The sequence below is a fragment of the Brevibacterium iodinum ATCC 49514 genome (assembly GCF_900169265.1).
Taxonomy (GTDB): Bacteria; Actinomycetota; Actinomycetes; order Actinomycetales; family Brevibacteriaceae; genus Brevibacterium; species Brevibacterium iodinum.
The window spans coordinates 21577-46159 of record NZ_FXYX01000002.1; the positions used below are offsets into that span (position 1 = coordinate 21577).

Genomic DNA, 24583 nt, shown 5'->3' on the forward strand with positions numbered 1-24583 from the left:
ATCTCGGGCCGGCTACTGCAGCAGGTAGATGATGCCGAACAGACCGATCCAGACAACATCGACGAAGTGCCAGTAGTAGGACACGCAGATTGCGAATGTGGCTTCATGGTGACCGAACTTCTTCGCTCCGTGGGCGCGTCCGATGACGAGCAGGAAGCAGATGAGTCCGATGGTCACGTGAATGCCGTGGAAGCCCGTGGTCAGGTAGAAGACGGAACCGTAGCCGTCGGAGCTGATCGAGATGCCCTCGCTGACGAGGGTCGCGTACTCCATGACCTGACCGGAGACGAAGATCGCGCCCAGGGCAAAGGTGAGGTAGAACCACTCGACCATTCCCCATTTGGCGATATTGAACAGCGACCCGGTCCGCCGGGGACGGAACCGCTCGGCGGCGAACACACCGATCTGGCAGGTGAACGAAGACGACACCAGGATCAACGTGTTGCCGAGAGCGTAGGGGATGTCGAGGATCTGAGTCCTCGCCTCCCACAGCTCCGGAACAACGGACCGGACGGTGAAGTACATGGCGAAGAGCGCGGCAAAGAACATCAGGTCGCTCGCGAGGAACACGATGAAGCCCACCGTGGTCACATTCGGACGATTGACAACCGGATGTGCTGGCGCTGTTTGAGATGCAGTGGCAGTTGACACAACCCCATTATTACCCGTCTCGGGGTGAGTTTTCATCTTTTACCCAGGTTTCGAGAAAGAAATTTCTACACGACGTAGCAAAAACCGCGATCTGGTGCCGAAATCTCGTTTCGGATGCCGCTTCCGCCCGCGTGTCGAAGTCGCGATAGTATGCCGCAGGTAAGGTCCGCCCTGAGCTTCGGGGCGGCGGCAGCCCCTAGTGAGAGTTCAGACGGATGACCGATTCGACGCCCATGACCACCCCGGCAACTCAGGCTTCCGGGGCCCGCACCACGGTTCCGGCGGCCGCTGAGAACTGGCCCGACCTGCTCATGGCTCTCATGCACCAGCAGGACCTCGATGGCGTTCAGGCGGCTTGGGCGATGGATCAGATCATGTCGGGCAAGACTCCGGATGTGACAATGGCCGCATTTCTCGCCGCACACCACACGAAGGGCGAGACGGTCGAGGAGATCGCCGGCCTCGTGGCGGCCATGATGGATCATGCCGTTCCCCTGCCGGGGCTGGAAGACTCCGTCGACATCGTCGGCACCGGAGGCGACCGCGCAAAGACGGCGAACATCTCCTCGACCGCGGCCATGATCATCTCCGCCACCGGACAGCGGGTCGTCAAGCACGGAAACCGCGCGACATCCTCGGCGTCGGGATCGGCGGATGTGCTCGAAGCCCTCGGCGTGCGGTTCGACATCACACCCGAACAGACCGGTCAGATCGCCCAAGAGGTCGGACTGGCCTTCTGCTTCGCCAACGTGTTCCATCCGTCGATGCAGTTCGTCGCTGCAGTGCGGCGCCAGATCAACGTTCCCACCGCGTTCAACATCCTCGGCCCCCTGACGAACCCGGCTCGGGCAAGGCATACGGCCATCGGAGTCGCCGATGCCCAGATGGCCCCGCTCGTCGTCGGCACGCTGGCCAAACGCGGGCACCAGGCCGTGGTCTTCCGATCCCGGGACGGTCTCGACGAGCTGAGCAACACCGACGTCAACGATGTGTGGGAAGTCCGCCACGGCGAGATCGAACACACGACGTTCGACGCCCTCGACCTCGGCATCGAGCGGGCGACGAAGGACGATCTGCGCGGCGGCGGCCCGAATGAGAACGCGGCCATCACACGCGCGGTCCTCGACGGTGAACGATCGGCCGTGCGCGACATCGTGGCCATCAACGCCGCGGCGGCGCTCGTCGCCGCCGACGAGTCGGCTGTGGGCACCTTCACGGAGCGTTTGGCCCTCAAACTCGAAACTGCGGTCGAGACGATCGACAACGGGGGCGGCGCGGACAAGCTCCAGCAGCTCATCGACGTCTCACACAGAGTCGCTGAGACGAACCGCTCCTGAGCTGTGTGCATGGCTGGTCGCTCCCTGGCGGGGCAGCGACCAGCCATGGTCGCCTGCGGGCGTCACAGAGACGAGCTCGGCGGTCTCCAGCCAGCCGGCCAGCAGACGCGACTCCTCCGGGAGCGAGTCGGTGTCCTGCGGCAGCGCTCCGGGGGCAGGGACCCATTCGGCCGTCGAACTCAGCGCCGACAGGGAATCTCCCATGGCTTGCCTGGTCGACACATGGCCGGCGCCGGCGAGTTTCCCGTGGCGGATGATCGCCAGGTCCCAGCCGGAGTCGAAACCGGGGGCGGCCGCAATCAGTTCGGGAACACTCCGCAAGGCCGTCACCTGTTCGGCTCGCGCCGCGATGGACACTGCCGAGCGCATTGCGTCACGGACCTCGGCGGCCGTTTCGAACCGGGCCTCTCCTGACAGTCGCTGCATGCGCTCAGCGGCCAAGCGCTGCAGTGAGGACAGGTCCCCATCGAGCAGAGCGAGGAGCTCGCGGATCGAGCTCCGGTAGTCATCGACATCGGTGATCCCCGCGCAGGGACCGCCGCACTGACCGACCTGTGCACTCACACAGGGACGATGTTCGCCGAGGCTGCGCTGCGTGATCGCAGCCGTGCACCTCTTGACCGGGTAGAGGGTGTCGAGGAGTTCCTTGACGGCCTGTGCCGATTTCCGTGACCGGAACGGTCCCAGCGGCGGAGCGGGAGAGCGTTCGAGCGCCGAGTTCGCCCGGACCACCGACAGTCGGGGGAAGAGCTCATCGCTGAGGACGATCCACGAATTGCGTTCTGGGTTCTTCGACCGTCGGTTGTAAGGCGGCGCCAAATCTCCGATCAGGCGGATCTCGCGGACTTCGGCTTCCAGCGCGTGGGCGCAGGGCAGGCAGCTGACCTCTTGTGCCGCGGTGATCATCTCGGCCATGCGGCCACGGTTCTCCGAGGCATTGAAGTACCCGCGCACTCGCCTGGCCATATTTCCGGACTTGCCGATGTAGAGCACACGGCGAGTACCGTCGAGGAACATGTAGACGCCGGGCTCCTCGGGAACGCCCTTGGCCAAATGGGATTTGGCCTGTCGCTTCGCCCACCCCGACTGTCTGACGGTCGACAGCTCCTCCAGCGTCGTCACTCCGTAGCCGCCGAAGCGTTCGAACAGATGGTGGAGGAGCTCGCCGGTCGCTCGCGCATCGGAGAGCGCACGGTGATCGGGCTCGACCTGGGTGCCGAAATGTGCGGCGAGCGTCGAGAGTTTGTGGTTGCGCACTTCGTCGCGGCCGACGACGCGTCGGGCCAGCGTGACGGTATCGAGGACTGTGGGCGCCGGCCAATGATAGTCGAGACGTTCGCAGGCCGAGCGGAGGAATCCGATGTCGAAGGGCGCATTGTGTGCGACCAGCACCGCACCGACGGAGAATTCCAAGAAACTCGGCAGAACCGAGCTGATGGGAGGTGCGTCATCGACCATCGCATGAGTGATGCCGGTGAGCCGGGCGACGAATGGGCTGATCACTGAGTGTTCCGGTTTGACCAGGGTCTGGAACTCGCCGATGACCTCGCCGCCGCGCGTCTTGACCGCGCCGATTTCGGTGATCTCCGACTGCCCGGCTCGGGTGCCCGTCGTTTCGAGGTCGACGATGACGAAGGTGACGTCTGACAGTGGAGTTCCGAGGCTGTCGAAGGATAGCTGAGTATTGTGCAGTGTGCTGGGTGCGCGGTCGAACGGGACGGTCATGATGCACAGTCTCTCAGGAGTCACTGACACAAAGCGGTCAGCGTCGCTCACACCGAGGATCCGTCGCCGCCGTCGGCGGAACGATGGCTCGGCAGGTGGAAGAACAGGCCGACCGCGCCGCCGATGCCGACGGCCAGGCCGATGAGCAGGTACCACCCCGGCAGCGGCCTGAAGAAGATCACGCCGATGAGCAGGAGCACGACCGCACCGAGCGCCGCGGCCCAGGACAGCACCAGGGTGGGCGAAGCAGTGCGCCGCCCGATCGGCTCCGCCGGTTCAGGCTCCCAATGCTCGGTGTCTTCGAGGGCGTCGCGAACATCCTCGGCGGGCATATCTCCTGTCGTCGCCGAGGGTTCGGCGATCTGCCGGACGAGGTCGTCCCAATCCTCGTCGCTGATGCGCGATCGGTCGTGCCCGATCCGCTCCGGATCGGGCACCTCCCCTCGCCAGTCCTCCCGGCCCTCGTCGTCGGGAGTCGAAGCGGTGCCGTCGTCGTTCATACCCGAGTCAGCAATTCCGTGGCCTCAGCTATTCCCCGGTCTCGGACTGCCGTGGCACGGTCGTTTCTGTGGAGACCGCCCGCAGGACCGCCTCTGCGATGGTGTTCGCGTCGAAGTCGAGGGTCGCCACATGGCGGGATCGGCGGAGGGCGACGATCCTCGGCGGGTGCGGAAGGTTCGATCGCAGCGCACGCAGCGTCCGCGGACTCACGACATTGTCCTCACCGGAGACCATGGCAGTGACGGGGCGGGTGACTTTCCACAGATCGTCGCGCAGGGTCCGCAGCGCACGATGGAACGTGGCCAGGGGGCCCACCGGTGTCCGTTCGTAGGCGTACTCGTCGCGGTCCGGGTGGGCGATGTCGCCGCCGATCGACGGAATCGTGCGCACGACGTGCCTGAGCACCGGCAGCAGGGGAGCGAAGGGAGAGTCGATGTAGAGGGCAGGATTGACCACGACGATCTCGTCGGGAGCACCCTCTGCAGCCGCCAGGGCGAGTGCCAGGGCTCCACCCATCGACAGGCCGGCGACGACGACACGCTCGTGGTCGGCCTGCAGCCGACCCAGTTCGGTGCGCGCCTCGCCGAGCCAGTCGGACCATCCAGTGGAGTCCATGTCCTGCCATGAGGTGCCGTGACCGGGCAGCTGGGGGACGCTGACGTCGACGCCCTCCGCTGCGATCGCGCGGGCGATCGGCACCCAGGAGACGGGCGAACCGGTGAGTCCGTGCAGGAAGAGAACCGCGGAGGCTGAATCGCTGTCGAGGCTGCGATAGGCGGCCGTCGGATCCGCCCCGAGTGTGAAATCGATCTCCATGCTCCCAGCATGGCACGGATGAGTCCGAGACGGACTTCGCTGTTCACCGTGCGTGTCGATATATGATTGCCGAGGACGACAAAGAGTCGTAGTCGGAAGGGTGCGCGTGATCTACTGGTTTCTCAAGCGAGTCCTCGCCGGACCCATCCTGCGGATCCTCTTCCGTCCGTGGGTGCGGGGCCTGGACAATCTGCCGTCCGAGGGCCCGGCGATCATCGCAGGAAATCACAACCACTTCATGGACTCGATCTTCGTTCCGCTGCTCGCTCCGCGTCCCGTCGTCTACCTGGCGAAGAAGGACTACTTCACCGGTCGCGGAATCAAGGGTGCGGTGACTCGATGGTTCTTCAAGCTCAACAATCAGCTGCCCATGGACCGCGGCGGCGGATCGGGATCTCAGGCTTCGCTCGAATCGGGTCTGAAGGTTCTCCGTGAGGGAAACTCGCTGGGCATCTATCCCGAAGGCACTCGCTCGCCCGACGGGAAGCTCTATCGCGGACGCACCGGCATTGCGCGTCTCGTCCTCGAGTCCGGCGCGCCTGTGGTACCAGTGGCGATCATCGGTACGGACAAGCTGCAGCCTGCCGGTCGCCTCGTTCCCAAGCTCAGGCGCGTCGGAGTCGTCTTCGGCGCACCGATGGACTTCTCGAAGTATTCGGGTCTTCCTGCCGACCGTTTCATGCTGCGGTCGGTCACCGACGAGATCATGTACGAGATCATGCGCCTGTCCGGACAGGAATACGTCGATACCTATGCGTCGACGGTCAAAACCAAGCTGCTGACGAGCGCCAAACCGAAGAAGACGGATCCGCCGAACCGGGATGAACCGAAATCAGACGGCGAAAGCCCGTCGAACTAGGCCCTTCGGCCCCGGCACCTTCCGCTCCGAGTCGCCTGAATGACATCCATGTGACATGTTCGAATACTGCGGTAACGGCGACACGCGGAAATTGTTACCTCGAGATGTTTGTCCTGGCGGGGACGGCAGAATAACTTGGAGTTGTTGAATCCCACTGTAGGTTCGCTGGGAAGAGGGCTAGAATGACTATGTTCTCGGTCCTTCCAAGCGACCTTCGCTTCCCCCAGGGACTTTAAGGAGGAGTCGGTGTGAACCGCTCAAGTCATGAAAGCGTCGACATGACGCCGATGCCGTCAGCAGCCCAGGGGCTGCTGTTCGATGATGATCTGCCCGTACTCGATGAAGAGGCCGGCTACCGCGGTCCCACCGTCTGCAAGGTCGTCGGCATCAGCTACCGTCGCCTCGATTACTGGGCGCGCACCGATCTGGTGACCCCGTCGATCCGCAATGCGACCGGATCCGGCAGCCAGCGGCTCTACAGCTTCCGTGACATCCTCGTCCTCAAGATCGTCAAGCGACTCCTCGACACCGGCGTCGGACTGCAGTCGATCCGCACCGCGGTTGAGCACCTGCGTTCCCGCGGCGTCGACGATCTCTCTCAGATCACGCTCATGTCCGATGGTGCCAGCGTCTTCGAATGCACCTCGCCTGATGAGGTCGTCGACCTCCTCCAAGGCGGGCAGGGCGTCTTCGGCATCGCCGTCGGCCGCGTCTGGAACGAAGTCGAAGGTTCGCTGTCCGAGTTCCCGAGCGAACGAGTCCCCGAAGACGATGCGGCCCTCGAAGCCATGGATGAGCTCGCCGCCCGTCGCGCACGCAAATCCGGCTGACAGCCGACAGAGTACTCACACCACCACCGAGGCGGTCCGCTCAGTTCGAGCGGACCGCCTCGGTTGTCGTATGGAACGGAAAGGTGAGGTGCAGAGCGCCTCGAATGTGTCCGAGGCGCCTGCGAACAGAGAACTGCCGTCGCGAACCTGAGTTCGCGACGGCAGTCGACGAGTTGGTGGGGGAGCGGGGACAGCTAGTCGTTCACTTCTTCTCCGGCTGCTGAGTGCCGTTCTTCGCCGGGGCGGCATCGCGCCGACCGCGGATGTTCTCCGAGCGGAGTGCTCGTTCGAGAAGAGCGTCGAACGAGCCGGCGACCTCTTCGGCGGGTTTGCCTGGCCAGGAGTGGATCGGACGCGCCGATCCCTGAGCCTGCTGCATGACGGCCCGTTCGGCCAAAGGCGGATTGAGGACGAGAGGACCGAACATCTCACGCATCTCCTGGATGCGATAGTCATGTTCGGTCGAACCGGCACGCACCCGATTGACGACCAGGCCGAGTGGCTGCAGATCGGAGGCACCACGCTGCCGCAGTTCGTCCGTCGCCCGCAGGGCGCGGTCGGCAGCTGCTACGGAGAACAGGCTGGGCTCTGTGACGACCGCCACTCGGTTGCTCGCTGTCCACGCCGTACGGGTGAGACCGTTGAGGCTGGGCGGACAGTCGATGAGGACGAGTCGGTAGCCTTTCGCGATGCGAGTCAGGGCATCTTCGAGCCGGCGCAGATAGCGCTCGGACAGCGAAGGCCGATCGAATTCCGCGGCACGCGGAGATCCGGAGATCACATCGAGGTGGCCGAGCCTGTCACCGACCCACCCGGAGGGGATGATCGCCTCGGACAGGATCTTCTGGGACTTCGGAGCAGCGAGCACATCGGCGATGTCGACACGCGTCGAGGTCGGCACGTCGAGGCCGGTCGACGAGTCCGCCTGCGGGTCCATGTCGACGACCAGGGTGGGAATCCCCCTGTTGTAGGCCGCCGAGGCCAGACCGAGCGTCACGGATGTCTTACCGACTCCGCCTTTGAGGCTGCTGATACTTAGGACAAGCACCCTCCTACGTTAACGTATCGGCGGCTGCCTAGCCGTGCCGACCACGCCGAGACTCACGTCTCAGTCCAAAGTCGACCCCCGGGCGCAGGGGTGTTCCATGTCACTTGTAGAGTATGTTCCCGACAGCTTGTCGACCAGTCGCCCAGTGCGGCCGATACAGAAGTGAGAGACACCTATGTTCTCTAAAGTCCTCGTGGCCAACCGCGGAGAGATCGCCGTCCGTGCGTTCCGTGCCGCCTATGAGCTCGGAGCCTCCACCGTCGCAGTCTTCCCGTATGAGGACCGCAACTCCGAACACCGCATGAAGGCCGACGAGGCCTACATGATCGGTGAGGAGGGTCATCCCGTTCGCGCGTACCTCAGCGTCGAAGAGATGCTGCGGGTGGCGAAGGAGAGCGGCGCCGACGCCATCTACCCCGGATACGGCTTCCTCTCTGAGAACCCCGATCTGGCACGTGCCTGTGCCGAAGCGGGCATCACCTTCATCGGGCCCAAAGCCGATGTGCTCGAACTGGCCGGAAACAAGGTCCAGGCGCTGGCGGCAGCACGCAATGCGGGCATTCCGGTCCTCGACTCGACACGTCCGTCGGCCGATATCGCACAGCTGCTCGCCGATGCCGAATCGATGGAATACCCCCTCTTCGTCAAGGCCGTCGCCGGCGGCGGTGGTCGCGGAATGCGTCGTGTGGCTCGGGCCTCCGACCTCGAGGACGCTCTCAAGGCCGCCATGCGCGAAGCCGAAGGCGCCTTCGGCGATCCCACGGTCTTCATCGAGCAGGCGGTGCAGCGCCCCCGTCACATCGAGGTCCAGGTGCTGGCCGACAACGACTCGAACGCCATCCACCTCTTCGAACGCGACTGCTCCGTGCAGCGCCGCCACCAGAAGGTCGTGGAGATCGCTCCAGCCCCGAACCTCGATCCTGAGATCGCGGCCGCCCTGCACGCAGATGCCCTGAAGTTCGCAAAGGCGCTGGGCTACCAGAACGCCGGCACCGTGGAATTCCTCCTCGAAACCGACGGGCCGCGCGCCGGCAAGCACGTGTTCATCGAAATGAACCCGCGTGTCCAGGTCGAACACACTGTGACCGAAGAGATCACCGACGTCGACATCGTGGCCTCGCAGATGCGCATCGCCGCCGGGGCCACCCTCGAAGAGATCGGCCTGCGCCAGGACGAGATGCGGATCAAGGGCGCCGCACTCCAGTGCCGCATCACCACCGAGGACCCCGCGAACTCGTTCCGCCCCGACACCGGCACGATCACCGCCTACCGCTCTGCCGGTGGCGCAGGTGTGCGCCTCGACGGCGGAACCGTCCACGCCGGTGCTGCCGTCAGCCCCCACTTCGACTCGATGCTCGTGAAGCTCTCGTGCCGCGGCCGCGACTTCGCTCAGGCCGTCGGCCGTGCCAAGCGCGCCCTGGCTGAGTTCCGCATCCGCGGCGTATCGTCGAACATCGGCTTCCTGCAGGCCGTCCTCGACGATCCCGCATTCGTCGCCGGAGACCTGTCCACGTCCTTCATCGAAGAACGCCCGCAGCTCTTCGACGCTCGAGTGAGCGCCGACCGCGGCTCGAAGCTTCTCGACTACCTCGCCGATGTCACGGTCAACCGCCCCCACGGCGAACCGGGCCTGCGCATCCGTCCGGGCGACAAGCTCCCGAGCATCGACCTCTCCGCGGAACCCGCGGCGGGCAGCCGCGACCGTCTCGCCGAGCTCGGACCGGAGGGCTTCGCTCGCGCCCTGCGTGAGCAGACGGCCCTGGCCGTCACCGACACGACATTCCGCGACGCCCACCAGTCCCTGCTGGCCACTCGCGTGCGCACCCGAGACCTGCTGGCTGTGGCCGGGCACGTCTCCCGGATGACACCCGAACTGCTGAGCATCGAGGCCTGGGGCGGTGCGACCTATGACGTGGCGCTGCGCTTCCTCGGCGAGGATCCGTGGGAACGTCTCGAAGCCCTGCGCACCGCGGTGCCCAACATCAACCTGCAGATGCTTCTGCGCGGACGCAACACCGTCGGCTACACACCGTATCCGACCGAGGTCACCGACGCATTCGTCGATGAAGCGGCCCGCACGGGTATCGACATCTTCCGCATCTTCGACGCTCTCAACGACGTCGAGCAGATGCGTCCGGCGATCGAGGCCGTGCGCGGAACGAACACGGCACTGGCCGAGGTGGCGCTGTGCTACACCTCGGACATCCTCGATCCGAAGGAAGAGCTCTACACGCTCGACTACTACCTTCACCTGGCCGAACAGATCGTCGACGCCGGAGCTCATGTGCTCGCCATCAAGGACATGGCCGGCCTGCTGCGCCCGGCTGCCACGGTCAAGCTCGTGACTGCTCTGCGGGAGAACTTCGACCTGCCCGTCCACGTCCACACCCACGACACTGCGGGCGGACAGCTGGCCACCCTCTATGCTGCTGCCGCCGCCGGTGCCGATGCCGTCGATGCCGCCTCGGCGGCCATGGCCGGAACCACCAGCCAGCCGAGTCTCTCCGCGCTCGTCGCCGCATTCGAGAACACCGAGCGTGACACCGGCATCAGCCTCGACGCCGTCAGCGACCTCGAACCCTACTGGGAATCGGTGCGCAAGCTCTACGCACCGTTCGAGTCCGGGCTCGCCGGGCCGACCGGCCGCGTCTACCGTCACGAGATCCCCGGCGGACAGCTGTCGAACCTGCGTCAGCAGGCCGTCGCACTGGGCCTGGGGGAGCGGTTCGAGGACATCGAGCACATGTATGCGGCCGCCGATTCGATTCTCGGCCATCTCGTCAAGGTCACCCCGTCTTCGAAGGTCGTCGGCGATCTGGCGCTCCACCTCGTCGGAGCCGGAGTTGCGCCCGAGGAGTTCGCGGAGAACCCCGACAAATTCGACATTCCGGATTCGGTGATCGGGTTCCTCAACGGCGACCTCGGTGACCCTCCGGGCGGATGGCCCGAGCCGTTCCGCACGAAGGCCCTCGCCGGCCGTTCCGCCAAGCCGCTCACCGAGCATCTCGAACCTGCGGATGCCGAAGCACTGCAGACGCCGGGCCGGGACCGGAAGGACAAGCTCAACGAGCTGCTGTTCCCCGGTCCGACGAAGGAATTCCAGTCGATGCGCTCGAACTACGGCGACCTCTCCGTCGTCGAGACCTCCGAGTACCTCTACGGCCTCACCAGCGGCGAAGAGCATGCCGTCGAGCTGGCGAAGGGCAAGAACCTGCTCATCGGCGTACAGGCCATCGGCGGCACTGACGAGCGCGGGATGCGTTCGGTCATGTTCACTCTCAACGGGCAGCTGCGTCCGCTGCAGGTGCGTGACCGCTCCGTCGAAAGCGAAGTCAAGACAGCGGAGAAGGCCGATCCTAACAACAGCGGACACGTCGGCAGCCCGTTCGCCGGAGTTGTGACCATGCAGGTCCACGAGGGCGACAAGGTCTCCGCAGGCGACACCGTAGCCACCATCGAGGCGATGAAGATGGAAGCGACGATCACCACGCAGACGGCCGGAACCGTCTCCCGTGTGGCCATCGCCGATGTCCAGCAGCTCGAAGGCGGAGACCTCGTAGTGGTGATCGATGCCTGAACGCGAGATCCGACTGTGGGGTGACCCCGTGCTCCGTAGCAAGTGCGAACCGGTGACGGTATTCGATGATCACGTCGAAGCTCTGGCAGCCGACCTCGTCGACACCGCACGGCCCGAGGGCCGAGCGGCCGTTGCCGCTCCGCAGATCGGGGTCGGACTGCGAGCCTTCGGCTACGACCTCGACGGCCGCACGGGATACGTCATCAATCCGGAGATCGTCGAGCTCGGCGGGCAGCTGCGTGATATCGAAGAAGGCTGCCTCTCCGTCCCCGGGCTGTTCTTCGCTACCCCACGCTATGAATTCGCTCGGGTGCGAGGGGTGGATGCGAAGAATCAGCCGATCGAGATCGAAGGCACGGAAGTCTTCGCCCAGATGCTCCAACACGAGGTGGGGCACCTCGACGGGCAGGTCTACATTCAGACTCTGCCCGGGGAACGCCGCCGGGAGGCCATGAAAGCCATCCGGTCGGCCGATTGGTTCCTCGCCCGAATGCCCTGAGCTGAGACATTCGCACCCGACCGACCATATAGATCAAGAAGGAGAAGTTTATGAGCATCCAGCGCACCGCCGTCATCGGCAGCGGACTCATGGGAGCCGGAATCGCCGAAGTGCTGGCGAAGTCCGGTCTCGACGTCATCGTCCGCGAGATCAACGAGGAGGCCTCGGCCGCCGGTCGTGCCCGCATCGAGAAGTCCCTGGCTCGCGCAGTGGACAAGGGCAAACTCGATGCCGCTGCCCGCGACGAGGCGCTCGGCCGACTGCGGTTCACCACCGATATCAGCGATCTCGCCGATCGTCAGCTCGTCATCGAAGCCGCCAGTGAGAACGAGGACATCAAGAAGTCGATCTTCGCCGAACTCGACCAGGTCGTCACCGACCCGGAAGCGATCCTGGCCTCGAACACCTCGTCGATGCCGATCATCCGATTCGCGCAGGCGACCTCGCGCCCCGAACGCGTGCTGGGAGTGCATTTCTTCAACCCCGCACCGGTCCAGCCGCTCGTCGAGATCGTCTCCTCGGTGCTCACCGCCGAGGATGTCCGCAGCACCGTGACGTCCTTCGTCGCCGATGCGCTCGGGAAGAATCCGATCCAAGCCGATGACCGTCCCGGTTTCATCGTCAATGCCCTGCTCATCCCGTACCTGCTCAGCGCGGTCCGGATGCTCGAGGCCGGACATGCGACGAAGGAGGACATCGACGCGGGAATGGTCGGCGGCTGCGCCCATCCGATGGGGCCGATCAAGCTGGCCGACCTCGTCGGTCTCGACACCTGCCTCTATGCCGCGGAGAGCATGTATGAGGAGACCGGTGACCCTGCGAACAAGCCTCCGATCCTGCTGTCGCGCATGGTCGATGCCGGCCTGCTCGGTGTGAAGTCCGGACGCGGATTCTACGAATACTGATCCGACGCCCCCGGTACAGACAGGTCCGCCCCGAACCCTTCGGTTCGGGGCGGACCTGTCTCAGTCTGCAGGCCGCATTCGAGTGTCAGCCGGCGAGCAGCTTCTCATAGCTGGCCAGGCGCACACACGCCACGAGGCCCTGAGCGGCGAGTTCGACTTCATCGAGTGTCGGCATCGTGGGCGCGATGCGGATGATGTTGTTGTTCGGGTCGAGGCCGTACGGGTGCGTGGCACCGGCAGGAGTCAGCTTCACTCCTGCTTCCCCTGCGAGTTTGACGACGCGATCGGAGATGCCCTCCATCGTCGTCAGAGTGATGAAGTACCCGCCGTCAGGTGAGGTCCACTGCGCCAGCTCTTCCGCTCCGAGTCCGTCCTCGAGCGCCTTGAGCACCGCATCGAATTTCGGTGCGACGATCTCGGCATGCTTGCGCATATGTACTTCGACCCCGGCCGAGTCGGAGAAGAACCGGACATGGCGCAGCTGGTTGATCTTGTCGGGGCCGATCGCGACCTTCCCGAGGTTCGCTCGCATCCAATCGACCGTGGCAGGGCCTCCGGCGAAGAACGACACCCCGGCCCCGGCATGAGTGATCTTCGAGGTCGATGCGAAGACCCATGCACGTTCGGGATGACCTGCCTCTGCGCAGAGTGAGAGGATGTCGAGATTGTCCGGATGGTCCTCTCGCAGATGGTGCACCGCGTAGGCATTGTCCCAGAGCAGAGTGAAGTCGGGCGCCGCTGTCGGCATGGCAGCCAGTTCCCGTGCCCGCGCTTCGGTGACCGTGATTCCCGTCGGGTTGGAATACATCGGCACCAGCCACATGCCCTTGACCGCCGGATCCTCGGCCAGACGCTGCGCCTCGGAGATGATCGGGCCCTCGTCATCCATCGGGATGGTCAACAGCTCGAACCCGAGGGATTCGGCCAAGGTGAAATGGCGGTCGTAACCGGGCACGGGGCACAGCAGCTTATGCGGACCCTGCCCCCACGGGCGATCATCGACGGCCGTGCCGTGCATGAGGGCGAAGGTCAGCGCCTGGGTCATGAAGGTCAGCGAGGCATTGCCGCCGGCCAGCAGCTGGTCGGCCGGAACCTTGAGCAGCGGAGCGAAGATCTCCCGCAGCTCGATGAGTCCGTCGAGTCCGCCGTAGTTGCGGGTGTCGACACCACCGGGAGAGCGGAAGTCGTCGCCGTTGACCGCAGTCAGCAGATCGGCAGCGAGGTCGAGCTGCTCCGGGGCCGGCTTGCCCCGTGTGATATCGAGCGCGAGACCGCGCGAGGCGAATTCCTCGTATGCGGCGGAGGCTTCGTCCAGTTTGGACGAGAGGTCGGACGGTGCGGACATGCTGGCTCCTTAGGGCTGGGAACGGGCCGATGGCTCCATCCTATCGACTCGGCGGATGTCGACGACGCTAGAGTGGTCTGCAGCGGTCGCCCGGACAACCGCAGGCAATTCGATGAAAGGCAGACTCAGATGGTGCGACCACGTGCGCAGGCCGCCCACGGACGCAGTTTCGGCACCCAGGCCCGAGTCTATAACGAGGTGCGGCCCGGATATCCCGACTCAGCCCTCGACCTCGCGCTGACCGGTTGGGAGCCGCAATGGTCTGGTCTGCGCGTATGCGACCTCGGTGGGGGAACGGGGATCCTCACCCGCCGGCTGCTCGCGCGCGGTGCTGATCTCATCGCCGTCGATCCCGACACAGCCGCACTCGAACGCAATCCTGCCCCCACGAAGATCGGCACCGCTGAGGACACCGGCCTGGAAGCAGAGAGCCTCGATCTCGTCACCGTCGCGCAGGCCTGGCATTGGTTCGACGAAGCGAAAGCGGCCGCCGAAGTGGCGCGCATCCTTCGCCCGGGAGGCCGGCTGCTCATCCTCATCAACCAACTCGATGTCCGCGTCGACTGGGTGCTGCGCCTGAGCCGGATCATGCACGCGGGCGACGTCTATCGACCGCAGTACCGACCTCAGCCCGGCAACGGTCTGGCTCTCACCGACCGCAGGCTCGTCGAATTCACCACGGAGCTCACCGTCGACGGAATCGTCGACCTCGCTCGCACACGGTCGTATTGGCTGCGCTCGAACGAGAAGACACGAGCCCGAATCGAAGCGAACCTGCGCGAGTACTTCAGTGTCGAGCATCCGGTGTCCGGCACGGTGGATCTGCCGTATATGTGCCTGGCGTATCTCCTCGAACGGGTCTGAACAGACGAAGCGGACCGCACTCGATGAAGGTGCGGTCCGCAGTCGGCAACCGGGGAACACCTCGGCGTCCGAACCTCGGCCACCGTGATTCCGTCCGAATCCGGCGCCGGTGTCAGCTGTCGAGGCCGGGGGAGCGGGGGTCGTCGGACGAGGACGATTCGACCACCTCGGGGGAGGTCTGTCCGGCTGCATGCGAAACGGAGATCTTCCGGGGGCGGGCCTCCTCAGCGACGGGGATCGTCAGCGTGAGGACACCGTCGCTGTAGTCGGCGCGGATGCGATCCAGCGCCACCCGGTTGCCGAGCGTCAGCTGGCGAGCGTAGGTGCCGTTGGTGCGTTCTCGGGTCAGCCACTTCACGTCCTTGTCGGCGACCTCGGACTCGCGGCGAGCGCGAACCGTGAGCGTGCGGTCTTCGACGTCGACATCGATGCTGCTCGGATCGACTCCGGGCATATCGATGCGGGCGACGAAGACTTCGCCGTCGCGGTAGAGGTCCATCGGCAAGGTGGTGGCGTTCGGGGTGCGGGTCACCTCTGAGAAGAATCGGTCGAGGTCTCGGATGGGGTCGAAACGTGTAGCCATGTGCTTCCTTTCGTTCGGTTCCTATATTGAGTCAAACACACTCAACTTTGAAATGATTCCAAACTCATGAAATTCTCAGTCTGTGAGCCTGGTTCCCATACTCCTCGCCCTTCTTCCCGTCACGGCGCTCATCGCCTTCGGTCTCGTGCTGAAGAGACTGCCGGGATTTCGGAGTCCGGAATTCTGGTCGGGCGCGGAGAAGCTCGCGTACTACTGCCTCCTTCCGGTGCTCCTCTTCACCTCCGTCGCCGAGGTGGACGTGGCCCATGTCCCGCTCGCGCGCTTGGCAGCGGCGCTCGTCATCCCCACCGTGATCGTGTCCCTGGGCATCGTCCTCGCCCGCCGGGTCATCGCCCGCGATCTTCCGGCCTTCACCTCCGTGCTCCAAGGTGGGGTCCGCTTCAACACCTATATCGGCCTGTCGTTGGCGGGCAGCCTGTTCGGTTCCGAAGGCAGCGCCGTGGCCGCGATCGTCGCAGCGATCCTCGTCCCCACGGTGAATGTCATCTCGAGTCTCGGCTTCGAGTTCCTGCGCACAGGACCGAGCTCGCTGCTCGCGCTGTTCAAGGCGATCGTGACGAATCCTCTCGTACTCGGCTGCGTCGCCGGGGCCTTGGCCAATGTCAGCGGTCTGGGTCTGCCGGACGTGGCGGCCACGGTCCTCGATCCCTTGGCGGTCGCCTCGCTGCCCATCGGGCTCCTCTGCGTCGGCGCCGGTCTGCAGGCATTCTCGATGCGTGCACATGCCCGGGCCATCATCGCCTCGACGATCATCAAGCTGATCGTGCTGCCGGGGCTGTCCCTCGCCGCACTGTCTCTCTTGGCAGTCCCGACGGTGCCGGCGCTGGTCGCACTGCTCTTCCAATCGATCGCCACGGCGAGCTCGGGCTATGTCATGGCCCGGCAGCTCGGGGGAGATGCGAAGCTCATGGCCGCACTCATCGCCGGTCAGACCGTTGTCATGCTCGTGACCCTGCCGGTCGTGCTGCTCATCGGCAAATCGGTCCTCGGCTGAGGACGGACCGGTCTCCCCGCATCCTCGGGCCTGCACACGACAGCGGCCGATCCCGTGCTGGGATCGGCCGCTTGAGTACTCGATTCGAGTTCACACTCAACTCATCGAGCTCGCTCGTTCTGGGCACTGAGCCGGAGCGGTCATGCAGTTCTCACTCGCTGTCGACGGTGATATCAGGGTGGCGTGAGCCGAGTTCGGAGTCGATGCGCAGGACGCCGGCACCGTCGTTGCCGACCCGCTCGAGGCGACCGATGATCTCGGAGATGCTCGACTCCTCCTCGACCTGCTCGTCGATGAACCAGTGGAGCAGCGGCAGGACGTCGAGGTCGGCCTCGTCCTGAGCGGTGCGGTAGATGTTGCGGATGGACTCCGAGACCTTCTCCTCGTGAGCCAGTGCAGCCTTGAAGAAGTCGATCGGCTGCGAACCGGAGACCTTCGGAGCAGCGATATCGCCGATCTGAGGGCTGAATCCGCGGTCGAGGCAGTGCTGGGTGAACTTGGCGGCGTGAACCTGCTCCTCTTCGGACTGGGCGCGCATCCAGCGCGTCATTCCGGGCAGATCGAGATCATCGAGCTGGATGGAGAGCTGGAGGTAGACCAACGAGGCTTCGAGTTCGAGGGTGACCTGCTCGTTGAGGACCTTCTGCATGGCGGGGCTCAGGTGCATCTTTTACTCCTTTGCGGTTCGAGGCGGATCCGTTCCGCCTGCTTAGAGAATATCCTGACACCTTTTCTAGAACCGTTCCAGTGTGGAAAGGCTCGGCAAACTCTGCCCAGGTATGCCATACCTGCCTCGACCGACGCCGCGTCCTGCGAAGAATGCCGATCAGAGATCCGGCCGTCTGAGGTGATGAACGGTGGCGGCTTCGAAGGCATGAGCGACTCGCAGCAGTTCGACGTCCGCACCGGGCTTGGCCACGATCTGCGCACCCACCGGCAGACCGGAGGCCGAGAAGCCGGCGGGTACCGAGATCGCGGGGCAGCCGGTCGCCGAGACCAGGCACAGTGCTCGCATCCAATCGAGATAGTTCTCCAGTTCCACCCCGTTGATCTGTGTCGGATACTCGATGTCCGCATCGAACGGCAGGACCTGGCACGTGGTGAGCACGAGGACGTCGTGGTCGGCGAAATAGCTGTCGACTTCCGCGTGCAGGCGGGTGCGGGCTGATTCGGCCGAAGCCACCTCGGCGCCTGTGAGGTCGAGGCCCATGCGGATGTTCCACCGGACCGATTGCTTGATTCTGTCCGGGTGCGCCTCATACAGATCGCCCCAGGAGCCCACGAAGTCGAGGGCGCGGCGGACGTTGAACACCTCGTCGGCGTCCGTGAGATCCGGGATCTCCTCATCCACATGCGCGCCGAGGCTGCCGAACACCGGCGCTGCGGACGCGACGATCTCCTTCACCTCGGATTCGACCGGAAGCAGTCCGTCCAGGTCGGGGTTGAAGCCGACCCGCAGTCCGGCGAGGTCGGGGGAGCGGTCGGCGTCGAGCGCGAACTCCGGGAGGTCGAAGACACTGCCCGATTCCAGGATCGATCCCGGCGCCGAAGGATGTGGTCCAGAGGCCACCGACATGAGCAGCGCCACATCGGAGACCGTGCGTGCCATGAATCCGCTCTGAGACAGCCACGCAAAGGGGTTGCCCGGTCGAACATGGGGGATACGGCCGTTGCTCGGCCGCAGACCGACGACGTTGTTGAACGATGCGGGCGACCGCAGTGATCCGCCCATATCGGAGCCGTCTCCTGACGCCTGGATCCCGGCTGCGAGCACTGCGCCCACGCCGCCGGAGGATCCCGCTGCCGATTTCGTCCGGTCGTAGGGGTTCACGGTTGTGCCGAAGACCTCATTGAAAGTGTGGGAGCCGGCGGCGAACTCGGGCACGTTCGTCTTGCCTGTCGTCGTGATGCCGGCGGCTTTGAGACGAGCGATGATGAGCGCATCCGATTCGGGCACGCGATCGGCCATGAGCGGTGAACCCCAGGTAGTGCGCATACCTGCCGTGTCGTGGGTGTCCTTATGCGTCATCGGCACTCCGTGCAGGGCACCGAAGCTCTCACCGCGGGCGGTTGCTGCGTCTGCGGCATCAGCTTGAGCGAAGGCGGCTTCGTCGTCTCGGGTGACGACGGCGTTGAGAGCGGGGTTGACCTCATCGATGCGGTCGAGATGAGCCTGCAGAGCCTCCCGGGCCGAGACCTCCTTGGCGGCGATTCGGCCGGCCAGCTCACGAGTCGACCACCACAGCATCTCCTCGCTCATGCGCGGTCCTTTCCGACCTTGCTCAGCACCGCGGACAGCGCGGCCCTGATGCCGTTCTCGAGAGTCGTCTCGACATCGTCGGGAGCGAAGAACGGGGAGTGATTCCCGGGCGGGGTCTGACCATCGGCGAACTTCTCGGGGGAGTAGCCGCCGAAGAACCAGTACACGTACGGGACGCCGATGTCATCGCCGAACGCTCCGACGTCCTCGCTGCCGGTGGCCGGCTCGGTCAGGTGGACCTGTTCGGTGCCGAGTTCGGCTCCCGCATATGTGAGGAACGAATCGGTCTCCTCGGGTTCGTTGAAGCAGCGCGGGAACCGATACATCTCTTCGATCTCGGGCTCCGGAGCTCCGGAAGCCTGGGCCTCGGCTTCGATGATGCGGCGGACCCGGTCGAGGACGACCGCGCGGACCTCCTCGGTGAAGGTGCGGATATTGAGTTTGAATTCGGCGGAGTCGGGGATGATGTTCTCTTTGAGTCCGCCGTGGAAGGTGCCGACGGTGACCACCGACATGTCGCGGCCGGAGATCTCGCGGGACACGACCGACTGGAGGCGGGTGATCATATAGGCGCCGAGGACGATCGGGTCGATCGCGTTCTCCGGCTGGGATCCGTGTGCCTGCTTGCCCTTGACGGTCACGCGCAGGCAGTCGGACATCGCCATGGCGGTGCCGCTGCTGACGTAGAGGTGACCGGCGGCACCGGGCCACACGTGCTGACCGAAGATGACCTCGGGGCGCACGATCTCATCCCAGAGCCCGTCATCGAGCATGGCGCGCGCACCTTGGCCGGTCTCCTCACCGGGCTGGAAGAGCATGACGACTGTTCCCGACCACAGGTCCCTGTGTGTGACGAGGTGCTTGGCGAGGTAGAGGCCGACTGTGATGTGAGTGTCGTGGCCGCAGCCGTGCATGACCTTAGTCGTCTCGCCGTCGGAAAGAGTGCCGTCCGCCGTGGAGGCATAGTCGAGTCCGGTGTCCTCTCTGATCGGCAGTCCGTCGATGTCGGCACGGTAGCCGATGACCGGACCGTCGCCGTTCTCGATCACAGCGACGACTCCGGTTCCGCCGAAGGTGTGTGTCTTCAGCCCGAGGGCCCGGAGCCGGGAGGCGATCTCCGCGGCGGTGTTCGTCTCCTGCATGGACAGCTCGGGAGTGCGGTGGAAGTGCTTGTAGTCGGCGATCGTCTGGTCGAGATCGGCACTGATCGACGCGCGGAGGGCGGAGTTGAGCGACATGATGTCCTTTCAGCAGAGGTCTGGTGCCATCTTGGCAAGAATTGTCGGATGCGGGGGTCGGTCTCGGCAGACGAGCACCGACCGTTCTCCGCCGTCAGTTGATGCCGACGGTGTCGGTGCCGTCGCTGGCGGGTCGCTTGTCCGTGACCGCCTTGTTGCGCGTGAACCATGTGATGAGGATGGTCAGGAACACGACAATGGCGACGTCGCCGGGCGCGAGCACGGGAACCAGCCGGACGAGGACGAGTATGACCAGCGCCGCCATGCCGAGGGCGATGAGGGTCGACTTCAGCTGTTTGAGCGACGCGATGAGCTGGACGGTGACACCGCCGAGGATGGCCGGGAGGATGTAGAGCTTCGCGACAAGGGTCACCGGCTCGGGAATGAGGGAGACGAGCCAGGTGCCGAGGATGCCGACGAAGATGACCATCGAGGCGACGTGGATGATCGCGGCTCCGCAGATGGCCATCGTCGCCGCGTATTCGCCCTTGCGGGTGCCGGGCTTCGCCCCGATCGTGTCCTGGGCGACGATCGCCGAGGGCAGCAGCTTGTTCGCGACATTGCCGATCATGAAGGCCTGGTACATCCCGGCGGGTCCGAGGATCGGGAAATAGGTGAGAGGTTCGACGATGTAGAAGACTCCGTAGACGGCGAACACGGCGAGGAAGCCCTTGAGGATCTCTCCGAGATCGATGTTCGCGTCGGCGACGAACAGAAGATAGAACGGCACCGAGGTGGCGATGAGGAATCCGATGAACAGCGTGATCGAGCCCCACCGGTTGGTGGTGCGCTCGAATGCCGCGTGCGAGGGTGATGTGATGATCGATGGCATGGTCTCTCCTCAGGCTTCGGTCATGCCGAGACCGGCATAGTGGGCGAAGTAGGCGGCGACGAGGCCGATGAGCAGGGAGATTCCCATTCCCCATTCCTTCAGCCAGTTCTGTTTGAGCGTCTTGGCGAGGAGGAGGCAGATGCTCATCACCACTGCCGAAACGATGACGGCGATGACATGGGTCGGTGACTTCGGCAGCTCACGGAAGGTCAGCGCCGCAAAGGCCGCGAGCAGTGCCGCACCCGGGATGATCACCTGATCGGCGGGGGAGCCCGCTATACGAAGCTGCTGCAGCAGGCGAGCACGGAGGAGGTCGAAGCCACCAGGGGAGCCGGTCACCTCGCAGAGGACATGCTCGAATCCTTCTGGACTCACGAGGGGTCGTTCAGAGCGCTGGTGTACGAATGCGACCTCCACGCGCCGGTCGCTCATCGGATCGGCAGCATCCCGGGAACGCAGCTGGTGCAGATGCGCATTCTCGAGCTCACACTCCATGCCGCTGATCTCTCACGCGGCACCGGACATGACTGGCGGATCGATGAGAGCCTTGCCGAGTTCAACAGGCCGCCACGCCCGATAGGCGGGGGAGTCACGCACGCTCAACGCGTGCTGCTGCTGTCGGGCCGGTAAAGGGTTCCAGGCGGTGACCTGGTAGAGCCGCGGTGCTTCAGCGCTTCTTCGGTGAGATGTACATGGTGATGCGTGCGGTGACGAAGGCGATGCCATTCGCTTCGAGGACATCCACAGGGACGATCAGGTCGAACTTCTCGTCGCCGAATTCGGGGATCTCTTCAAGCCGGGTGACTGCCATGACCGCCCCTTTGCTGGCCTTGGCGTTGTATTCCACGGTCATTCCCGCTGGGATCCAGCGGTGAGTGGGCGGCACGGTCGCTTCCGTCATGACACCGGCGGCGACTTCGGCCATATTGCACGACGCGATCGCGTGATAGGTGCCGATATGGTTGTGCATTCCACGACGGTTGGGCGCAGTGACGCGGCACAACCCGGGTCGCAGCTCTTTGATCTGCGGGCGCACAGTACGGAAGTAGGGTGCTTTGAAGCAGATGCCCTGAGAGAACAGCCATGAACCGACGAGGCCGCCCAAAGGCATCTCCTGCATCTTCTTCCAGAGCTTGAAGGTGGGTGCAGATTCGGCGGTCTGCACGGCTGTGGTGTCTGCGGTCATGGAGGCGCCCTTTACTGTGATCTGAGTTACTGTTCAGTACACATGCTATCAGTCGGACCATTCGGCGAGCGTGTGGTCACGAGTGCGCTTGAGGAGTTCACGCAGCACCGATTCGTCGACGTCATGCAAGCGCGTGAGATACAGGCACGATGTGCCGCTGCGGTACTTGCCGAGCGTGGAGACGAGGTGGGGCCAACGGTCCTCATAGTCGCTCGTGAGATAGATCGTATGCTGACGCGAGGCAGGGGAGTACGCGAGAACCGGCATCCTGCCGCGATGTCCGGATTCATACCGATATTCGACCTCACCGAATCCGATGATGCGTGAGGCCCACACCACAGGCTCCTCGCCGGAGATCTCTGCGAGGATCTCGCGGAGGCGATCGGCTTCGGCGCGCCTGGGACCGCCTGCACGGTCGAGCACGTCATCGACGGGTTCACCTGTCGGTCGCATTGCCGGTTGCTTCGTCGCCATTTCGCCTCCTGGTGTCGCCTGATGGGCCACAGACTCAGATCGCCGGATTCAACTGTAACTGCGCACCTCGGGGACCGGCTCAATATCTTTACTTAACATAATGTATATTATCGGCGTTCTATCCGAAGACGGAGAGGAGCCTCGAAACTCACGGATGACACTCCCGACACGAAAGCACAATGCACGGCGACGACCCTTACCGACAGAAATGGCCGTGAGCGACGCATGGGTCACTCACGGCCATTCCATGATCACGATCACAGCGCACGTGTCCATGCCTGATCGTCAAATCAGCGTGTGGTCTCAGCTGCCGACGGTGACGTTGCCGCCGAGGCCGACCTTGCCGCTGTCGTCAGAGCCACCGTCGTCCTTCTTGCCGCCATCGTCCTTCTTGCCGCCTCCGTCATCGGCAGCGCCATTGGACTTCGTCAGTCCGGCTTTCTCACCGCAGGTCGGCCATGCGCCCGGTCCCTGCTCCTTGAGGACCTTCTGAGCAATCCGGATCTGTTCCTTCTTGCTGTGCTCATCCGCAGTGCCCGAACCGCCGAAGCCGTTCCAGGTCTGCTTGGAGAACTGCAGTCCGCCGTAGTATCCGTTGCCGGTGTTGATGTGCCAGTCTCCGCCCGATTCACATTCGGCGACCTTGTCCCAGACGCCCTTCTCAGATGCCTGGGCCGGCTGCCCTGCGCTCACTCCGGTCAGTCCGGCCGCTGCGACCGCGCCGGCGCCGACGAGCAGGGCGACCTTGCGGAGGCTTGTGCTGTAGAGGTTCACTGTGTCTTCTCCAAAGTACGACTGCATTTCGGTTCTGTAACCCGGTCGTTACCGAGCCGTTGTACACCGTAACGAATCAATAGCCGCATTTGAACCCGAGACCGTGAATTCAGCATCCAAATCGTCTCCGCGGAACCTGAGTGAGGCCTGAATAGCACCGGCTCCCCCCGGTCAGGCGTTCACATACGCAGCCAGATGCTCCGCGGTCAGCGATCCATTCGCCTTCGCCCTGCGACCAGCTCAGTCGGGCTGCCTTCGAAGACGATCGACCCTCCGTCATGTTCGGCGTCGTGACCCAGATCGATGATGTGGTCGGCGTGAGCCATCACGGCCAGGTTGTGTTCGATGACGATGACGGTCCGCCCCGAGTCGACGAGTCCGTCGAGGAGCTGCAGCAGATTCTCGACATCGGCCAAGTGCAGACCGGTCGTCGGTTCGTCGAGGATGATCACCTGCGCGGCATCAGCGGCCTTCGCCGGCAGCTGGACCGCCAACTTCAATCTCTGCCGCTCTCCCCCGGACAGAGTCGGCAGCGGCTGGCCGAGGCTGACATAGCCGAGTCCCACCGCGGCGAGGATCTTCAGAATCTTCACGACCGCGGAGATACGCGACTCCCCCGCACCGAAATGCTCGATCGCTGCGTCCACCGGCAGGTCGATGCCCTCACGTATATTCAGTCCGCCCAAGGTGAACTCGAGCACCTCGGTTTGGAAGCCCTTGCCCTCGCACTCGACGCAGGGTGCGGACACGCCGCCCATGAGCGCCATATCCGAATAGATGATTCCGGCCCAGAGCGCAGACATCGGCGATCGACTTACCGGCTATCAGCGAGGACCGGGCGGCGGTGTTGAGCCGTGTCCCGGCGCATTCGGGGCAGGTGGTGAACACGACAGCACGGTCGACGAATTCGCGGATGTGCTTCTGCATCGAGTCCCGGTCCTTGGACAGGAACGAGCGTTGGATCCGTGGGATCAGACCGTCGAACGTGATGTTCGTGCCGTTGATCCTGACCTTCTCACCTTCGGCATAGAGCAGGTAGTGCCGCTCGTTCTCATCGAAGTCGGCGACCGGTTTGTCGGGGTCGAAGTCCTCGGATTCGGAGAACATGCGCACCGACCAGCCGCCGGGTTTGTACCCGGGGACGGTGATGGCTCCGTCAATGAGAGATTTCGACTCATCGACCACCTCGGCGATGGAGATGTCTGTGGCTGTGCCCATGCCCTCGCAGTGCGGGCACATGCCGCCGTTGATGGAGAATGACTTC

24 protein-coding genes and 2 pseudogenes are annotated in these 24583 nt (G+C 64.3%); 9 read left to right on the forward strand and 17 right to left on the reverse strand.

The features are described from left to right. Positions 1-12: 12 nt before the first annotated feature. A complete protein-coding gene (ctaE, locus tag BI49514_RS02865; protein ID WP_180954346.1) occupies positions 13-687 on the reverse strand; it encodes an aa3-type cytochrome oxidase subunit III in 675 nt (224 codons plus the stop codon). A gap of 197 nt (positions 688-884) precedes the next feature. Between ctaE and trpD the strand changes: the two genes are divergently transcribed. Further along, positions 885-1988, forward strand: a complete 1104-nt coding sequence (trpD, locus tag BI49514_RS02870; protein ID WP_420808574.1) for an anthranilate phosphoribosyltransferase — start codon at positions 885-887, stop codon at positions 1986-1988. Here the strand turns inward: trpD and BI49514_RS02875 are convergent. Genes BI49514_RS02875 through BI49514_RS02885 form a run of 3 tightly spaced genes read right to left on the reverse strand, consistent with a single transcriptional unit; the run spans position 1956 to position 5030 of the window. Then, positions 1956-3713 (reverse strand): DEDD exonuclease domain-containing protein, encoded by a 1758-nt coding sequence (locus tag BI49514_RS02875; protein ID WP_101544147.1) that lies wholly within the window; start codon positions 3711-3713, stop codon positions 1956-1958. The genes trpD and BI49514_RS02875 overlap by 33 nt on opposite strands. A 47-nt stretch (positions 3714-3760) precedes the next feature. Then, positions 3761-4213 (reverse strand): YiaA/YiaB family inner membrane protein, encoded by a 453-nt coding sequence (locus BI49514_RS02880; protein WP_101544149.1) that lies wholly within the window; start codon positions 4211-4213, stop codon positions 3761-3763. Positions 4214-4241: 28 nt separating this feature from the next. Continuing rightward, the gene (locus tag BI49514_RS02885) at positions 4242-5030 is read right to left on the reverse strand and encodes an alpha/beta hydrolase (RefSeq protein ID WP_101544150.1); all 789 of its coding nucleotides are present in this window, start codon (positions 5028-5030) and stop codon (positions 4242-4244) included. Between the two features lie 106 nt (positions 5031-5136). Here BI49514_RS02885 and BI49514_RS02890 point away from each other — a divergent pair, with 106 nt between their 5' ends. Together BI49514_RS02890 and BI49514_RS02895 are read left to right on the forward strand one after the other, a co-directional pair. Next, positions 5137-5889 carry a lysophospholipid acyltransferase family protein gene (locus tag BI49514_RS02890; RefSeq protein ID WP_101544152.1) on the forward strand — a complete coding sequence of 251 codons (753 nt, stop codon included), beginning with the start codon at positions 5137-5139 and terminating at the stop codon, positions 5887-5889. A gap of 248 nt (positions 5890-6137) precedes the next feature. Next, entirely contained in the window at positions 6138-6719 is a 582-nt protein-coding gene (locus tag BI49514_RS02895; RefSeq protein ID WP_101544153.1) for a MerR family transcriptional regulator, read from the forward strand. A 202-nt stretch (positions 6720-6921) separates the two neighbouring features. Here the strand turns inward: BI49514_RS02895 and BI49514_RS02900 are convergent, their stop codons facing one another. Beyond that, positions 6922-7767, reverse strand: a complete 846-nt coding sequence (locus BI49514_RS02900; protein ID WP_101544155.1) for a ParA family protein — start codon at positions 7765-7767, stop codon at positions 6922-6924. A gap of 175 nt (positions 7768-7942) precedes the next feature. Here BI49514_RS02900 and BI49514_RS02905 point away from each other — a divergent pair, with 175 nt between their 5' ends. The 3 genes from BI49514_RS02905 to BI49514_RS02915 are packed head-to-tail and all read left to right on the forward strand — an operon-like array spanning position 7943 to position 12748. Then, entirely contained in the window at positions 7943-11344 is a 3402-nt protein-coding gene (locus BI49514_RS02905) for a pyruvate carboxylase (protein WP_101544156.1), read from the forward strand. Then, entirely contained in the window at positions 11337-11843 is a 507-nt protein-coding gene (locus BI49514_RS02910) for a peptide deformylase (RefSeq protein WP_101544158.1), read from the forward strand. Before BI49514_RS02905 ends, BI49514_RS02910 begins: the two co-directional genes overlap by 8 nt. Positions 11844-11893: 50 nt before the next feature. Next, the gene (locus BI49514_RS02915) at positions 11894-12748 is read left to right on the forward strand and encodes a 3-hydroxybutyryl-CoA dehydrogenase (protein ID WP_101544160.1); all 855 of its coding nucleotides are present in this window, start codon (positions 11894-11896) and stop codon (positions 12746-12748) included. A gap of 85 nt (positions 12749-12833) precedes the next feature. Here the strand turns inward: BI49514_RS02915 and BI49514_RS02920 are convergent, their stop codons facing one another. Beyond that, positions 12834-14093, reverse strand: coding sequence for an aspartate aminotransferase type Ic (locus tag BI49514_RS02920; RefSeq protein ID WP_101544161.1), 1260 nt, complete (start codon positions 14091-14093; stop codon positions 12834-12836). 129 nt (positions 14094-14222) lie between these two features. Between BI49514_RS02920 and BI49514_RS02925 the strand changes: the two genes are divergently transcribed. Next, positions 14223-14957: a class I SAM-dependent methyltransferase gene (locus tag BI49514_RS02925; RefSeq protein ID WP_101544163.1), complete on the forward strand. Its 735-nt coding sequence runs from the start codon at positions 14223-14225 to the stop codon at positions 14955-14957. A gap of 112 nt (positions 14958-15069) precedes the next feature. On the opposite strand, the gene BI49514_RS02930 is transcribed toward BI49514_RS02925, so the two are convergent. Beyond that, complete coding sequence (locus tag BI49514_RS02930) at positions 15070-15540, reverse strand: Hsp20/alpha crystallin family protein (protein WP_101544165.1); 471 nt, start codon at positions 15538-15540, stop codon at positions 15070-15072. An 82-nt stretch (positions 15541-15622) separates the two neighbouring features. Here BI49514_RS02930 and BI49514_RS02935 point away from each other — a divergent pair, with 82 nt between their 5' ends. After that, complete coding sequence (locus tag BI49514_RS02935) at positions 15623-16555, forward strand: AEC family transporter (RefSeq protein WP_101544166.1); 933 nt, start codon at positions 15623-15625, stop codon at positions 16553-16555. Between the two features lie 151 nt (positions 16556-16706). On the opposite strand, the gene BI49514_RS02940 is transcribed toward BI49514_RS02935, so the two are convergent. From BI49514_RS02940 to BI49514_RS16285, 5 genes are all read right to left on the reverse strand, one after another. After that, positions 16707-17222: a ferritin gene (locus BI49514_RS02940; protein ID WP_101544168.1), complete on the reverse strand. Its 516-nt coding sequence runs from the start codon at positions 17220-17222 to the stop codon at positions 16707-16709. A 159-nt stretch (positions 17223-17381) separates the two neighbouring features. After that, positions 17382-18815 (reverse strand): amidase, encoded by a 1434-nt coding sequence (locus BI49514_RS02945; RefSeq protein WP_101544169.1) that lies wholly within the window; start codon positions 18813-18815, stop codon positions 17382-17384. Next, a complete protein-coding gene (locus BI49514_RS02950) occupies positions 18812-20053 on the reverse strand; it encodes an amidohydrolase (protein WP_101544171.1) in 1242 nt (413 codons plus the stop codon). Before BI49514_RS02950 ends, BI49514_RS02945 begins: the two co-directional genes overlap by 4 nt. Before the next feature lie 94 nt (positions 20054-20147). Then, positions 20148-20885: a hypothetical protein gene (locus BI49514_RS02955; RefSeq protein WP_101544172.1), complete on the reverse strand. Its 738-nt coding sequence runs from the start codon at positions 20883-20885 to the stop codon at positions 20148-20150. A 9-nt stretch (positions 20886-20894) separates the two neighbouring features. Continuing rightward, positions 20895-21224 (reverse strand): DUF5058 family protein, encoded by a 330-nt coding sequence (locus BI49514_RS16285; RefSeq protein WP_244195098.1) that lies wholly within the window; start codon positions 21222-21224, stop codon positions 20895-20897. 12 nt (positions 21225-21236) lie between these two features. Between BI49514_RS16285 and BI49514_RS16815 the strand changes: the two genes are divergently transcribed. Then, complete coding sequence (locus BI49514_RS16815) at positions 21237-21515, forward strand: hypothetical protein (protein WP_101544174.1); 279 nt, start codon at positions 21237-21239, stop codon at positions 21513-21515. A 37-nt stretch (positions 21516-21552) separates the two neighbouring features. On the opposite strand, the gene BI49514_RS02970 is transcribed toward BI49514_RS16815, so the two are convergent. From BI49514_RS02970 to BI49514_RS17375, 5 genes and pseudogenes are all read right to left on the reverse strand, one after another. Next, complete coding sequence (locus BI49514_RS02970; protein WP_208634981.1) at positions 21553-22071, reverse strand: hotdog fold domain-containing protein; 519 nt, start codon at positions 22069-22071, stop codon at positions 21553-21555. Between the two features lie 48 nt (positions 22072-22119). Next, a complete protein-coding gene (locus tag BI49514_RS02975) occupies positions 22120-22545 on the reverse strand; it encodes a DUF1801 domain-containing protein (protein ID WP_101544175.1) in 426 nt (141 codons plus the stop codon). A 303-nt stretch (positions 22546-22848) separates the two neighbouring features. After that, the gene (locus BI49514_RS02980) at positions 22849-23319 is read right to left on the reverse strand and encodes a transglycosylase family protein (protein ID WP_276330049.1); all 471 of its coding nucleotides are present in this window, start codon (positions 23317-23319) and stop codon (positions 22849-22851) included. A gap of 171 nt (positions 23320-23490) precedes the next feature. Continuing rightward, a pseudogene (locus BI49514_RS17370) lies at positions 23491-24107 on the reverse strand (excinuclease ABC subunit UvrA); the annotation flags it as partial. A gap of 181 nt (positions 24108-24288) precedes the next feature. Then, a pseudogene (locus BI49514_RS17375) lies at positions 24289-24558 on the reverse strand (excinuclease ABC subunit UvrA); the annotation flags it as partial. Between the last annotated feature and the right edge of the window lie 25 nt (positions 24559-24583).